14 protein-coding genes are annotated in these 15091 nt (G+C 33.0%); all 14 read right to left on the reverse strand.

Features of this window, described 5'->3' with window-relative positions:
• Nucleotides 1-11 precede the first annotated feature (11 nt).
• The 14 genes from ACNQF6_RS08410 to recF all read right to left on the reverse strand — a co-directional run bounded on the left by ACNQF6_RS08410 (nucleotide 12) and on the right by recF (nucleotide 15016).
• Nucleotides 12-311: a hypothetical protein gene (locus ACNQF6_RS08410; protein ID WP_417964962.1), complete on the reverse strand. Its 300-nt coding sequence runs from the start codon at nucleotides 309-311 to the stop codon at nucleotides 12-14.
• 164 nt (nucleotides 312-475) lie between these two features.
• The gene (gene gap, locus ACNQF6_RS08415) at nucleotides 476-1468 is read right to left on the reverse strand and encodes a type I glyceraldehyde-3-phosphate dehydrogenase (protein ID WP_417964963.1); all 993 of its coding nucleotides are present in this window, start codon (nucleotides 1466-1468) and stop codon (nucleotides 476-478) included.
• A gap of 70 nt (nucleotides 1469-1538) precedes the next feature.
• A complete protein-coding gene (gene lipA / locus ACNQF6_RS08420; RefSeq protein WP_282711535.1) occupies nucleotides 1539-2408 on the reverse strand; it encodes a lipoyl synthase in 870 nt (289 codons plus the stop codon).
• Between the two features lie 327 nt (nucleotides 2409-2735).
• Complete coding sequence (locus ACNQF6_RS08425; protein ID WP_417964966.1) at nucleotides 2736-3557, reverse strand: energy transducer TonB; 822 nt, start codon at nucleotides 3555-3557, stop codon at nucleotides 2736-2738.
• 165 nt (nucleotides 3558-3722) lie between these two features.
• Nucleotides 3723-4274: an RNA polymerase sigma factor gene (locus tag ACNQF6_RS08430; RefSeq protein WP_417964968.1), complete on the reverse strand. Its 552-nt coding sequence runs from the start codon at nucleotides 4272-4274 to the stop codon at nucleotides 3723-3725.
• Complete coding sequence (locus ACNQF6_RS08435) at nucleotides 4265-5371, reverse strand: glycosyltransferase (protein WP_417964970.1); 1107 nt, start codon at nucleotides 5369-5371, stop codon at nucleotides 4265-4267. The genes ACNQF6_RS08430 and ACNQF6_RS08435 overlap by 10 nt, the downstream gene beginning before the upstream one ends.
• 86 nt (nucleotides 5372-5457) lie before the next feature.
• Entirely contained in the window at nucleotides 5458-6072 is a 615-nt protein-coding gene (locus tag ACNQF6_RS08440; protein WP_417964972.1) for an FMN-binding negative transcriptional regulator, read from the reverse strand.
• 108 nt (nucleotides 6073-6180) lie between these two features.
• The gene (gene murB, locus ACNQF6_RS08445; protein WP_417964974.1) at nucleotides 6181-7194 is read right to left on the reverse strand and encodes a UDP-N-acetylmuramate dehydrogenase; all 1014 of its coding nucleotides are present in this window, start codon (nucleotides 7192-7194) and stop codon (nucleotides 6181-6183) included.
• Between the two features lie 48 nt (nucleotides 7195-7242).
• Nucleotides 7243-9090, reverse strand: coding sequence for an asparagine synthase (glutamine-hydrolyzing) (gene asnB / locus ACNQF6_RS08450; protein ID WP_417964976.1), 1848 nt, complete (start codon nucleotides 9088-9090; stop codon nucleotides 7243-7245).
• Between the two features lie 2 nt (nucleotides 9091-9092).
• Nucleotides 9093-10160, reverse strand: a complete 1068-nt coding sequence (locus tag ACNQF6_RS08455; protein WP_417964978.1) for a glycosyltransferase — start codon at nucleotides 10158-10160, stop codon at nucleotides 9093-9095.
• A gap of 15 nt (nucleotides 10161-10175) precedes the next feature.
• Nucleotides 10176-10847 carry a DUF2461 domain-containing protein gene (locus ACNQF6_RS08460; protein WP_417964980.1) on the reverse strand — a complete coding sequence of 224 codons (672 nt, stop codon included), beginning with the start codon at nucleotides 10845-10847 and terminating at the stop codon, nucleotides 10176-10178.
• 7 nt (nucleotides 10848-10854) lie between these two features.
• Nucleotides 10855-11553, reverse strand: a complete 699-nt coding sequence (locus ACNQF6_RS08465; protein WP_417964982.1) for a thioredoxin domain-containing protein — start codon at nucleotides 11551-11553, stop codon at nucleotides 10855-10857.
• Nucleotides 11554-11737: 184 nt separating this feature from the next.
• Nucleotides 11738-13858, reverse strand: a complete 2121-nt coding sequence (locus ACNQF6_RS08470) for an ATP-binding response regulator (RefSeq protein WP_417964984.1) — start codon at nucleotides 13856-13858, stop codon at nucleotides 11738-11740.
• 78 nt (nucleotides 13859-13936) lie between these two features.
• Entirely contained in the window at nucleotides 13937-15016 is a 1080-nt protein-coding gene (gene recF / locus ACNQF6_RS08475; RefSeq protein WP_417964986.1) for a DNA replication/repair protein RecF, read from the reverse strand.
• Between the last annotated feature and the right edge of the window lie 75 nt (nucleotides 15017-15091).

Here is a 15091-nt window from a genome sequence, read left to right on the forward strand (position 1 = left end):
AGGGTTTGTAATTATAATTTTACAGAAGATAATGCTAAATCTAATTTATTCTTTGATTTGTAAATGAGTCCTTTTTGAAGGCTAAGTAATTCAGCAGTATCGGGAAATCGTAATTTGTTATTAATAGATCTTGCTCTTTCAAAATATATTGAAACTCTGTCATAATTTTGCTTTTGCATGTAGGACAAACCAATATGATAGTAGGTTGCAGAACACTCTGAACTGGGTTCAAAATTCGAAAATAGTGTAGCACTTTTTAGCAACGTTTCTATCGCATCATCGTATTTTTTAATCAAAACAAATTTTTCCAAGATTAAAAGTTTACTGCGATTGGTCTTTAATTTTCTTGTTTTTTTGTAGCGTATTCTATTGCTTTTTAAATATACAATAATGCTTCTTTATAGTTATTTATCTTAATTTTAGAATTGCTCAAACTGTTGTAATATGCTGTGCTGTCTTTTTTCTTGGGCCTATTTTATTTTTTTGTAAAAAGAATTAAATCTATTATTCTCGACGAATAGCCTATTTCATTATCATACCATCCTACTACTTTGACCATTTTATCAATAACAGAAGTAAGTTGGGCATCAAATATGCATGAATTTTTATTGCCAATAACATCAACTGAAACAATTGGATCTTCAGTATAATCCAAAATACCTTTTAAATTTGTTTGTGCGGCAATTTTAAAAGCTGCGTTAATCTCATCTATAGTTACAGCGCGTTTTACATTGAAAGTAATATCAGTCAAAGAACCATCGGGAACGGGTACTCGTATACCACAACCACCAATTTTACCTTCAAACTCCGGAAATATTTTTGTCAATGCTTTTGCCGCTCCAGTTGTTGTGGGTACAATGGACTGACTCGCCCCGCGAGCGCGACGTAAATCTTTATGAGGTTGATCGTGTAAACTTTGGTCTGTAGTGTAGGAATGAATGGTAGTGATGTATGCTTGTTCTATACCGCAAAGCTCATTGATCACTTTAATCATCGGTGCTGCATTATTCGTGGTACAACTAGCATTCGAAATTATGGTTTCAGTACCGTCAAGAATAATATTATTTACACCCAAAACTACCGTTTTTATAGTGTCAACTTCCGAAGGTGCAGAAAGAATTACTTTTTTGGCACCAGCAATAATATGAGAATTCAATTCTTCAAAAGTCTTGTACTTACCCGTCGATTCGACTACGTAATCAATGTCTAAACTTTTCCAATCGAGATTTGAAATACTTTTTTCATGAAAAAATAAAAAATGATTTCCATCTACCAGAATTCCTTTTTCATCTGCGCTGACTGTTAATGGTAACACACCGTGAATACTATCGTATTTCACTAAATGTGCCATTGTTTTTTTGTCAGCAATATCGTTTATGGCAACAACTTCTATAGAGGGATGGTTCAAAAGTAATCGGAATAAATTCCTGCCAATTCTTCCAAAACCATTTATGGCAATTCTTATCATAAGTCTTAAATTCTTAAGTCTTAAATTCTTAAAGTCAGGTCTTTCGACTTTCTGACTTTACGATATTCGACTATAATATATGCTTTTGTGCTTTGTAAGAGGAACGAACTAACGGTCCGCTTTCTACATGACGGAAACCTAATTCTAAACCAAATTGCTCGTATTTTGCAAATTGTTCCGGCGTTATAAATTCCTTCACTGGCAAGTGTTTTTTACTCGGCTGTAAGTATTGACCTATCGTAACAATATCAACATTAGCTTCACGTAAATCTCGCATCGTTTGATAGACTTCCTCTTCTTGTTCGCCAAGACCCAACATAATTCCCGACTTTGTTCTGTTGATTCCTTTTTCTTTCAAGTAACGCAGCACTTCCAGACTTCGATCGTATTTGGCTTGAATGCGTACTTCACGAGTCAATCTGCGTACCGTTTCGACATTATGTGAAACCACTTCAGGATTCGCGTCCACGATTCTATCTATGTTTCTTTCGATACCTTGAAAATCTGGAATCAAAGTTTCCAGCGTTGTGTTTGGGTTCATTCTGCGAATGGCTTTTACGGTTTCTATCCAAATGATAGAACCGCCATCTTTCAAATCATCTCTGTCAACGCTTGTGATTACGGCATGTTTGATGTTCATGATTTTGATAGAACGCGCCACTTTTTCTGGTTCATCCCAGTCCACCGTTTCTGGTCTTCCGGTTTTTACACCGCAAAAACCACAAGAGCGCGTACATACATTTCCTAAAATCATAAATGTTGCCGTTCCTTCGCCCCAACATTCACCCATATTTGGACAACTTCCTGAGGTGCAAATGGTATTCAGACTATATTTATCAACTAAACCACGAAGTTCTGTGTATTTTTGGCCAATTGGGAGTTTCACCTTCAACCATTTCGGTTTTCCAATTGGTAAAGTATTTTCTAAGACAGTTTCCATATATCAATTTTCAAAGTGCAAAGATAAGGAATGTTGTTTATTTGTGGATTCGTTTATTTGTTTATTTGAAGAAAGAGAAACGGATGCTTTAGGAGCACACTATTTTCTTGTTTATTGAGAATAGTCGTCCTGCTTTCCATTATATTCATGCAAAAAAATGAATAGGATATCACTGCAAATGTAATTCACTGGACTACTAAATTAAAAAAAGGTTTTGTGCAGTAATCAGGGCCACATTAGGACTTTTTGTTGTTTTAGGAAAATGCAAAAAATATAAAGATATTTAAAAGAAAAGCTTCAAAATTATTTGAAGCTTTTCTTTTATACTTAATTCATCTGTACCGTAATGGGAAGGTTGTAGGCAGTTCGCACTGCTTTTCCATCAATCATTCCAGGAGACCATTTTGTTTTTAAGGATTTCAACACACGAACGGCTTCCTTTCCCAAGCCATAACCAGGATCTTTTTTTACCTGAATGTCTGTCATGCTTCCGTCTCTTTCAATTACAAAAGAAACATATACGCGAATCGAACCGTTGCCGTCTATTTCTTGTTTTTCAAAATTATTACCCACATAATTATAAAACTTATTAATTCCACCTGGGAACTCAGGAAGTTTATCCAGAGCAATGCTGTTTACAATAGTATTTCCCAGATCAACGGGCGTTACGGTTTCAGTTCCAGTTCCTGAAGAATAAGTTGGGTTTATACCAATAGTTCCTGTTCCTTCAGAGCTTGTATTTGTTACACTAGTATTATCAGTGTTTTTTGCAATGTCCTGATTTGCTTGTGAAGCTTGTACAACCTCAGGATTAACAAGTCTGTCGCTTGTAACTGGCACTTCAACAGCTTTTGTTCTTATCTCAGGAAGAGTCTTTTTTTCTTCAATCTGATTGGGATTTATGTCAATAAGTTGGACGACAGTATTTGTAAGTTCAGGAATACCTATCGTGATTCCTTTATTGGGATTCAAATAGGATGTAATTATCGGAATACTCAAAGCCCCCGATAATAATAATACACCCATAAAAAGTGCCATTAATGATGTTTTAGTACTTTCCTGACGCAATTGATACGCTCCATATTCTTTGTTTCGGTCTTGGAAAACAAGGTTAATCCAGCCGGTCTCGTAAATGCTTAGTTTTGACATAATTTATGGATTTAATGGTTAAGTAGTAATTAAATCATAAGCAGAGGTGTTTTTTATATTACAACGTGTAAAATAAGAATTTTAGTATATAAAGTATGGATTATTTCTTAGTTTAATTGTTTAACCGTTTACTCGATTAACCTAATAAACCCCAATAAAAAAAAGCTACCTTTTATTTTGAATGATTTCTGCCAGAAGTTTTTTGGCGCGAAGCAATTTAATTTTCACATTACTCAAAGGTTCATCAATTTTATTGGCAATTTCCTGGTAACTCATCTCCTGAAAATAGCGCAAATGAATCACTTCTTGATAATGTGGTTTCAATTCTTTGATGAATTGCAATAATTGAGAAAGATTTTGCTCGGTAATCAATTCATCTTCTGCAGATGGAGTAGTATCAGCAATATTGTAGGCTTGCTGGTCTTGTTCATCGGTAATTTCAACAAAAAGACTTGATTTCTTTTTTCGTAATAAATCGATGTGTACGTTTTTAGCAATAGCAATAAGCCAAGTATTAAATTGAAATTCCGAGTTGTAAGTGGCTATTTTGTCAAAAGCTTTCGAGAACGTTTCGATGGTAATATCTTCTGCATTGGTTTCGTTTTCGGTACGTTTCAGCATAAAACCATACACTTCATTCCAATAATAATCCAATAGAAAAGTAAAGGCAACTTGGTCACCTTGTTTTGCTTTTTCTATTTGTTTGTTTATTTCCAATGTACTGGTTTTGAGAATATATTAGTTATAAAGATATTGATTTGTGTTAAGATAAGTACTAGCTCAACGATAGGGAACCAGAATTTAATATCTTGTTCTTTAAGTTTACCTGCTGAAAATCCTACCACAATCCATGCCACAAGATAGCGCAATGCAATTAAACTTAAAACTAATATCCATTGAAACTGGAATGCTAATAATATAATGGGTAATAAAATAAATAGTAATTGCGAACAATAGAATGCTCCTAACTGCAATTTATCAAGAGATTTGTAATAATTTGCAGTTGCTATATGTCTTCTTTTTTGGGTCAACCAGTCTTTGTATGTGGTTTTTGGTTTAGAGAGCGTAAAACTTTCAGGTGTGTAGGCAATAGTTGTATTTTTAGCTTTTGCAGCTTGGTTTATAAATAAATCATCATCGCCAGAACGAATCTGCATGTGTTCGATGAATCCATTTACATTGAAAAACTCTTCTTTTTTATACGCTAAATTTCTACCGACGCCCATATATGGATACCCAATTTTGGCCCATGAAAAATATTGAATAGCTGTCAATAAAGTTTCAAAACGTATTATTTTATTCAGGAACGAATTAGGGATTTTTTCATATTTACCATAACCCAAAACAATTGTTTTTTGCATGGTAAATTGAGAACTCATAGCCGTAATCCATTCTTTTGAAGTTGGGTAGCAATCTGCATCAGTGAATAATAAATATTCTTTTTTAGCAGCTTTTATTCCTAAAGTCAGTGCGTATTTTTTGTTTCCCCAAAAGGCTTCGTTGTTCTCTACTTTTACCAGGCGAACATTAGGATATTGCTTTTCAAAACCTTCAAAAATATCCAAAGTAGCGTCACTTGATGCATCATCAATCAGAACTATTTCAAAATCTGGATAGTTTTGTTCCGCAAGCAGAGGAATAAAATTAGTAATATTTTCCTCTTCGTTTTTGGCACAAACAATCACTGAAATTGGGATTCTTTTTGGGGTTGTTTTCTGCGCTTTGGCGAAAGCAAACTTTCCAAAAATACCTAAATAATACGAAATTTGAACAACGACAATAAAAATAAAAAAGTAAAGAATTAGTATAAGCATCTGAGTTTAATGAGTTTTTAAATCGAGTGCAAAGGTATGAATAGAATTGGGAATTGTTAAATACAATCTGTGAATTTCAAAAGAATTTATATTGGGCATTTCTTCATCTCATTCGCAATAGCGACGGACTGATTTGTATTGGTTTTTTCTAACTCAGAAATGATGTTTTGATAATTTTTTTCGTCCCTGTTTTGAGATAGTTTTTTCGTAGCTTGGATCTCAGTGATTTCAATTTCAAATGCTACAATGCCACGAGTTTGCATCATGGTTTTCTTAGATAAATCTTCTACGCGAACCGGATTTTCAGAACTGTGTTCGTACTTATCGACTAGCTTTTTTAAGGATTGAATGACGGCTTCTCCTTCGATAATTTTGATTTTTCCATACACATGAACGGCAATGTAATTCCATGTTGGTACATTTTCATGATCGTACCAAGAGGAAGAAATATAACTGTGAGGTCCTGAAAATACTGCTAAAATTTGGTCATTGTCTATGAAACCATTCCATTGTGGGTTTTCTTTAGAAATGTGCCCGTATAAAATATCCTTGCCTTCTTTATTAGTGTCCAGTTCCAAAGGAATATGTGTGGCGCATAATTTCCCATTAGTTTGATTGATTAGAATACCAAAGCTGTTCTCTTGCAGAATTTTTTTGATTTCTTCTTGATTCTCGTTTTTGTAGATTTCTGGAGTGTACATTTTATGAATAGGTTTTAGGTGTTGGGTTTTGGAAAATTAGTGTTTAGGGAGTAGTAAAATGGGTTTTAGAATTTATTTGTCTAATGCCCAACACCTAATACCTAGAAACTAAATCACATTTACTTCGGCCTCAATATGAATGCCAAACATTTTAAAAATAGTCTCTTGAATATCTTTTGAAATATTCAAAATTTCCTGTCCTGTCGCATCACCATAATTCACTAAAACCAAAGCTTGGTTTTTATGGATTCCGGCATCACCAAAACGTTTTCCTTTAAAACCAGCCTGTTCAATTAACCAGCCAGCGGGAATTTTTACTTCGGTTTCAGAAATATCGAAATATTTCATATCAGGAAATTGCTGATGTATTTTTTCGAAATCTGATTTCAATAGAATTGGATTTTTAAAAAAACTACCACTGTTTCCTAATTCTTTTGGATCTGGTAATTTACTTTGTCGAATGGCAATTACAGCATTACTGACGTCCTTCAAAGTAGGATTTGTGATGTTGTTCTTTTCTAATTCAGACGAAATATCTCCGTAAGAAGTGTTGATTTTATGATTGGTTTTTGTCAATTTAAAAACAACCGATGTAATGATATATTGATTTTTAACTTCGTTTTTGAAAACACTTTCTCGGTATCCAAAATGACATTCATCCTTTGTGAACGTTTTCATTTTCTGACTTTCTATAGTTATTGCTTCACAGGAAACAAAAGTGTCTTTAATTTCCGTACCATACGCTCCAATGTTTTGGACTGGCGTAGTTCCAACGTTTCCAGGAATTAGTGACATGTTTTCCAAGCCACCAAAATTTTGATTGATGGTCCAAAGTACAAATTCATGCCAACTTTCACCAGCTTGGCTTTCAACCCAGACAAAATTATCATTTTCTTGAATGATTTTTTTGCCTTTCAAATCGATGTGAATGACAAGTGCATCAATATCTTTTGTCAAAAGCATATTGCTTCCGCCACCTAAAATAAATTTTTGCTGCGTTTTATTTTCTTGTAAAATAGTTTTCAAATCTTGTACAGAATGAACGGCAACGAACTGTTTTGCTTTGGCTTCAATGCCAAAAGTATTGTGTTTTTTTAAAGAGAAATTAGGTACTATTTCCATAAAAGAAAGTGCTTTTTGAATTGTTTTATCCCGCACCAAAAGTAAGGATTAAAATTTAGTTGCATACGTTTTCATCCAGATATGCATCATAAACAATGGCATTATATATGGAGTCATCGTAACGTCACCCTTTTGTAAATTTTGAACAAGTTTCTGGATGTTTATGTGTTCAAAATAAGGTATTTGAAATAAATCACTTTTTGTGAAAGATTCTAATTCGTCTTTAAAAGCGGGACTTTTTGTGATGTAATCGCCCCAAGGCGCACTCAAACCAACTTTTTTGAATTTTAGAATTTCATCTGGCAAACGCTCTTCCATTGCTTTTTTTAGAATGAATTTCCATTTTTTTCCTGTAAAAAGCCATTTGTCTTCTAATGATCCTAATCCAACAATTAATCTAGGGTCCAGAAATGGTTCTCTGCATTCAATAGATGCGCCCATGGTACAACGGTCATTCCTGTCCAGAAGCGAACATAAATAGGTATGTTGATCAAAATAAAGTGCTTGACGGCGCAGATTACCAGGATATAATGACTTAGCTTCTTTGTAAATTTTTTTTCTGTATTCGTTATTTGGAGATGAATTAATTCCAAAAGTCTCCGCAATATCATTAGGATAAATATTGGAACCGTTGAAGATAACTAAATCAGATTTTTTAATTATTTGGGCATAACGGGTTAGTTTCTCGTATCGTGGCTGTTTTGTAAAAACATCCAAATTTCCTATAGTGGCAATAGAATTCAATAGGGATGGATATTGTAGGGCTTTGTAGCGCACATAACCACCCATCAACTCATCGGCGCCTTCACCTGAAAGTAACACTTTTACTGATGGTTTAGCCATTTGTGAAACTGCAAGAAGATGTGGTTCGCTTAAATGCATAATCGGTTCGTCCTGAAAATAAGTAGAACTGATTAACTGATCGTAAAGATTTTTATCCTCTAATTGCATGGTTTGAAATCCATAATCGAACTTCTCTGCCATCATTTTAGCTAGATGTGCTTCGTTGTGTTCTTTCTCTTTAAAACCAATATTAAAAGTTTGTATGTCCCTGTATTTTTGATGATGCAGTGAAGCTAAAATAGAAGAGGAGTCCAGTCCGCCACTTAGCATGACTCCCACAGGAACGTCGCTTACCATTCGCATTTTTATAGAATCATCAAACGTTTCTTGAAACCATTCTACCGGATTCTTTATTTCAGGTTGGTTTTGAATTTCTTTTTTTAAATTCCACCACTTGTAATTAGTGGTTCTTCCACCTTCATGAATGGTCATAATATGTCCAGGCAGTACTTTTTTTATGTTTTGATATAGCGTGTTTTCACCGGCAACAAATCGGTTAAAAATATATTCTTCTAGTCCGTCCTGTGCCATTTTGAGTGGAACTCCAGCGGTGAAAAGTGCCTTTTGTTCAGAAGCAAAATATAAAGTTTCGTTATAAAAAGAATAATATAAAGGCTTAACACCCATTCTATCCCGAACAAGAGTTAGCTTTTTTTCTAATTTATCCCAAATAGCAAATGCAAACATACCGTTGAGGCGGTTGAGCATTTTTAAACCATGCAATTGAAATAATTTCATCAAGACCTCTGTATCCGAAGTGGTTTTGATATCAAACCCATTGCTTTTTAACTCTGGATAAAATTCTTTGAAATTGTAGATTTCGCCATTGTAAACGAGCACATATCTTCCGTCTTCTGATAGGTAAGGCTGATGTCCAGCTAGTGAAATATCTAGAATGGAAAGTCTTCTGTGTCCAAAACCTATATTGTTTTCTATAAACAATCCTTTATCATCAGGACCGCGATGTTCAAGCGAATCGCGCATTTTTGTAAGAATGCGTTCGTCAATTTTTTTTTGTGATTGTAGATGCAAGATTCCATTAATTCCACACATAGTTAATTGGGGCTATTTGTGTTAATTAATTCGTGGTATTTATTGGCAATGATTTTCATATTTATGTTGTAATCTGCATTTTTTTCTAAAAATATTCTATTTTTTAAAACGGCTTCGTTTCTGTATTTATTGTTTTTAAATGCCCAAGTTAATTCTTCGGCCAACATTTTGTAATCATCAACTGTAACTAATTGTCCGTTTTTGCGGTGTTTGATCCAACTCTGATTTCCTTCGATATCAGTTACTATTGGATAACAATTCGTAGCCATAGCTTCAAATAATGAGGCCGAAACACCTTCAGTTATTGGCATACTAATGTAAATATTAGATTGCTGTAATAATTTTGGTAAATCGGTATTTGGGATTCTTCCCGTAAAGTTGACTTTGTTTTCAATACCTAAATCTTTTGTTAAATCTTTTAATTTAGAAAGAAGTGTTCCGTCTCCTATAATGGTAAGTACGAAGTCTATTCCTTTTTGGTTTAAAATTGCAAACGATTTTAAAATAATATCATGACGATATTCAGGTAATAAAGAACGAGTCACTATGGCACAAATTTTTTCTGGATTGGCGTTGTTTTGATTTCTAAATTTAGTCAGATCAATTCCTTTTGGTAAAACCAAAACTTTATTCATATCTACATTGGCTTCCAGCATAGAAATAGTCATCACGGGTCCCCAAGCATGAATTAAATCTGCTTTTTTGAAAGCGTAATTCTGAATGAGTTTTTTTAACGGTAATGTTATCGATTTTTTAGGCCATAAATCGGTTCTGCCTTGTTGTGCAATTGCAACAGGTTTTACGCCGGATAATGCAGCAAGAAAACCATAACTTGTAGTTCTCTCTGCAATTACCATATCCGGTCTTTGTGCTTTTATTATTTTCCTGATTTTAAAAATGGCTAGTTCAAATTCGAATACCCTTAAAATTCGGTTATGAATGCCATTGTTGGGTGTTTTTAATTCCCAAGTAATAATTTCAAAATCACCAAATTCCTTTAAACCATTCATCCAGGTTATGGCATCGGCTCTGTAGGATTCTCCCAGAAAAAGTATTTTCTTTTTTTTCATCAGTGAAAATTATAATTACTCAGAAGTTAAAGCTCGATTTATAAAATCGTTCAATGGTTTAAGCGTAATCAGTTTTTTACTCATTGTAGCAACAAAATCTTTTTTTGACACTTCGGAGATATCAATTCTTTGAGAACATTCGAAACTTTTCAATTTTAAAAATTCAATAGCAGGATGTTCTTTTTCGTATCCTCGTGGCGGATTTTTCAGTGTATCTTTTTCATTTCGATCAAAATCTTTAAACTCTTTTTTGAAATCTTTTTCGTTGAGAATAGCTTCTAAATCATCATAAAAATAAGCAATTTCCTTACGCATTTTTTTCAAATCTACCGCTTCGGGACAATACAATCCACCGGCAATAAAACTGGCTCCTTTTTCTAAATGAATGTAATAACCTGAGCGATTCATACCTTTTGCTCCCGAAGAAAGCCAAACGCCTAAATGCGATTTGTAAGGAGTTTTGTCTTTAGAAAACCGAATATCACGATTGATTCTAAAAGTACAATTTTTCACTTCAAGCATTTCTAGCGATGGATCAAGCGGTTTCATGGTGTCAAGAAAATCACCAACTAATTGCTGGTATTCTTTTTTGACTGCTTCGTAGCGTTTTTTATTTTCCAAAAACCAGTCCCTATTGTTGTTGGCTTTTAAATCATCTAGAAATTGGAGTGTGTTTTTTGAAAGCATCTTGAAGCTATTGTAGTTGTTTTTTTAAATCATTTTCACTTATAAAACCAGAATGTTTCCATTTTACGGTTTCATTTTCATACAGTAAAAGTGTAGGAAGTTCGCTGATTTTCATTTCAGAAATTAAGGTTTTATTTTTATCGGCATCCAATCGAATGATAACTACTTTATCTGCTAAATCTTTTTGCATTTGCAAAACATAAGGAGCCATTTTTTTACAGGGCGCACACCATTCAGCGTAAAAATTAATCAATACTTTTTTATCTGAATTTAATAGTTTGTTGTATTCCGCAGCGGACAATCCTATGATTTTATCACTTGGTTTAGAGTATCCTGCAGCATCCCATTTTAATATTCCTCCGTCTAATTGATAAATAGTTTTAAAACCTAATTCATTTAGTTTTTCAGCCGCTTTCTGACTTCTTCCGCCACTTTTGCAATACACAAAAACGGGTTGAGATTTGTCTAGTTTTTCTACATCGGAAACAAAAGTAGTTCCAAGCCAATTTATATTTTTAGCATTATCTATATGATCAGATGTAAATTCTTCAGGAGTTCGTACATCCAGAATTTGTGGATTCGGAGTTGCGGTCATCTTTTCAGCAAAGGCTTTTGAATCAATAGTTTTGATTTCTTTAGAGTTTTGCCCGTTGCAAGACGCAAAAACTAAAACTAAAAGCAGGTACAAAAGAGATCTGTATTTCATGATAGGTATTTTTTGGATAGGCTAAAGTAAGCAATTAAATAGTGTTATGAATCATTATTTTAATATGTTGTGTGCTACGTTTTACAGGCGATTATAGAAATTATGATGAATTTTAATTCCAAATCTATTTGGGTCTTATTGTCTGCCAAAGTTTTTGTTTTATAAAAGTGAACTTTAGGATTTCTTATTGATTCAATACCGTGTAAATCTTAAAAAAAAGTTCTTCTTTGTTAATTGGTTTTATTAGGATTTCATCTATTTGTAATTCTTCTAGGTTAGCTGTATTCATATACGAATCTCCTGTTATTACAATAATTGGGATTTTTGCATTGTTGTTTTTAATTTCTTTGATATCCTCAATAAAATCAAAACCAGAATAATCACAAATTTGAAGATCGGTTATAATTAAATCCACTTCATTTGTACTGAGGTATTCTTTTGCAGCATCAACTTCTTGATAAGTTGTTACTTTAAAATTGATTTTGGACATTAATTTTTTTAGAAGTAATAATGTCATTGGATCATCATCTACAACCAAAAGCTCATTGTTAGTGTCCTTAAATTGATTGATTAATTTTGTTTGATTTGTTTCTTGTTCCGGCTTTAATGTCTCTAATATCAAGAAAAAGGAAATTTCAGTTCCTATATTTAGCTTGCTTTTTACTGTAATTTTACCGTTAAATAATTCAATTATATTTTTACATAAGTTCAGTCCTAATCCAGCCCCAAAACTGATTTGTTCATGATGTGTTTTACTTTGATAAAATTTATCAAAAATTTTATCAAGTTCTTCTGAAGGGATTCCAGCTCCTGTATCTGTTATTTTTACATCAAAACGGTGTTTTTCGCCTTCTGCGGTTAGATTTGTTTCAACAGTTATCGATCCTGTTTTTGTAAATTTTATGGCATTACCAATTATATTGTAAAACAGTTGGTGAATTTTAACATTATCAGCCCACACATCTTGATCAAGGTCGGGGGAGATGTTGTATTTAATTTGGAGTTGTTTTAATTCTGCTAATGCCTTTAAAGACTCTAATATAGAACCAACTTCTGTTTTTAGATTAATTTTTGTATTGTACAGCAGTAGTGTATTGTTTTCATTTTTGAAAAAATCGAGAATTTGGCTTACAGTGATTTGCAAGGAATTTGCAGTAAAGTACAACGAGTCTATATTTGAGTTTAATGCTGGATTTGTATTGAGGCCCTTTAATTTTTTTGAAAAATTGGAAATAATATTTAGGGGCGCTCTCATCTCATGGCTAATCATTCCTATAAGTTGATTCTTTTTATCTAGGCTTATTTCAGCATTAATTTTTGCTTGCTGTAGATTTTTTTCCAGTAAGTATGAGTATACAGTGTATAGGAGTAGTAAGATAGTTATAATGCTTATTGTGATTAGCAAAATAAAGATGAACTTCTTTTTGTCTTTTAAACTTGCATTATATTTTTTTATGGAATTCAAGTAATCAATCCTATTCAATTCCTGTGCGGAACTAGAGTATAGTAAAACAATCTCTTGACTTTTAGACAATATGCTTTTATTGATAAGTAGTAAATCTTTGTCTTTTGCTTTTAAAGCAGAATGAACTTTTTTTAATTTTGTAACTTCCGTCTTATAATAATTTTCAGTTAACTTAAAAATGTTGCGTAGCTGGTCTTCAAAGGAACCTGACTTTTCTTGGTTGTTAAAAACCATTTTGATAACTGACTTTACTTCCTCTTTGTCTACTTGTGTTTTGCCTGAAAGTGCATTTCCAATACGACCAAATAGACCTTTCTTTTTAGTAACAACAGCCGTTTTAGTCGTGTCGTATGTAATGGAGCTTAAAACGGTTTCGTAATTATAGGCTTTTACTTTAAAGTCAATATCTTCCAGTTTTGCCGCTGCTTTAAAATTGGTATTGATTATTAAATTTAGTTCCGCTTGAAGTTCACTAACATTTTTTTCAGTACTTAGTTTTGATGCAATGATTTGCTTGAATATATTGTTCTTAGTGCTAAGGGAACTTAGTTGATCTAAATCAGCAGCCATTTTTTTTATAGCAGTTCTGTAGGTCGTATAGTCTTGTGCCGAATTACTATTTAGATATGCGGTGAATGCATTATTAGCTGTAAAATAGCTTTTAATAGCTTGGTTGGATAAGGATACAGCTTCATTTGGTTTAGCAATTTTGTCAATTGAAGTGTAAAGATTGTTTTGAATTTTTATTTCTGAATACCAAAAAGAAAAGGCTATCGCTTGCAATATAATTATTGAAATAAAAAGAAGGAGATGGATTATTTTTCTGTTTTTTAAATTCATGGTAGTGAGTCATTAGTATCTAAAGATTGACATGTTTTTGGTTTTAATAAATTTTGTTTCAAATTTTCGTAAAGATACTTATAAGTTGAAAATTTTATACGTCTGATGTGTCGATTTTACAATGGCTTCAGTACGTTCCGGATGTGTATCAGAAATAAAAAGTTGACCAAAAGTATCGCTGTTGACCATTTCGATGATTTTGGCTACGCGACTTTCGTCCAATTTATCAAAGATGTCATCAAAAAGTAAAATGGGTTTTACACCGCTTTGCTTTTTTAGAAATTCAAATTGAGCTAATTTTAAAGCAATCAGAAACGATTTTTGTTGGCCTTGAGAACCAAATTTTTTAATTGGATGTTGGTCAATTTCAAATGCTAAATCGTCTTTGTGAATTCCTACACTTGTGTAATGTAAAGCCCGGTCTTTATTGATGTTTTCTTGTAATAAAGTCAATAAATCTTTTTCGAATAAATGACTTTCATACACTAGACGGACAGTTTCCTGCGAACCCGTAATGACTTGATGGTGTGTGTTAAAAATAGGAATAAACTGGTCAATAAATTCTTTTCTTTTTTCGAAAATATAATCTCCAAAACCATTAAGTTGCTCATTATATATAGATAGGGTATCGGTATCAAAAACATGATTCAATGCAAAATATTTCAACAATGCATTGCGCTGGCTCATTACTTTTTGATATTGAATGAGTTGCTGTAAATAATGGGAATCCAGTTGTGAAATCACACTGTCCATGAATTTTCTTCTGGTTTCGCTGCCTTCCACAATTAAATCCCTGTCGGCCGGAGAAATGATGACCAAAGGAATAAAACCAATGTGATCTGAGAATTTGTCGTAGGCTTTTCCGTTGCGTTTCAATATCTTTTTTTGCCCTTTTTTAAGACTGCAAAGAATTTGTTCATTTCTTTTGTTTTTTTCAAATTCAGCATCAATCACAAAGAATTCTTCTCCGTGTTTAATATTCTGAACCGCTAAGGGATTGAAATAGCTTTTTCCGTACGATAAATGGTAGATTGCATCCAGCACATTTGTCTTTCCAATACCATTCTTACCTACAAAACAATTTATTTTGCTGTCAAAATCGAAATTTGCTTCCGAAAAATTCTTATAATTGAATAATGAAATCTTTTTTAAATACATCTGTAAGGCTTGCTGGTATTGAGAACTTTGATGTTTTTAAACTGGTTTTTCAAAGTGGGTGCAAATTATTGAAAA

Source organism: Flavobacterium pasteuri, from assembly GCF_048286615.1.
Lineage (GTDB): Bacteria > Bacteroidota > Bacteroidia > Flavobacteriales > Flavobacteriaceae > Flavobacterium.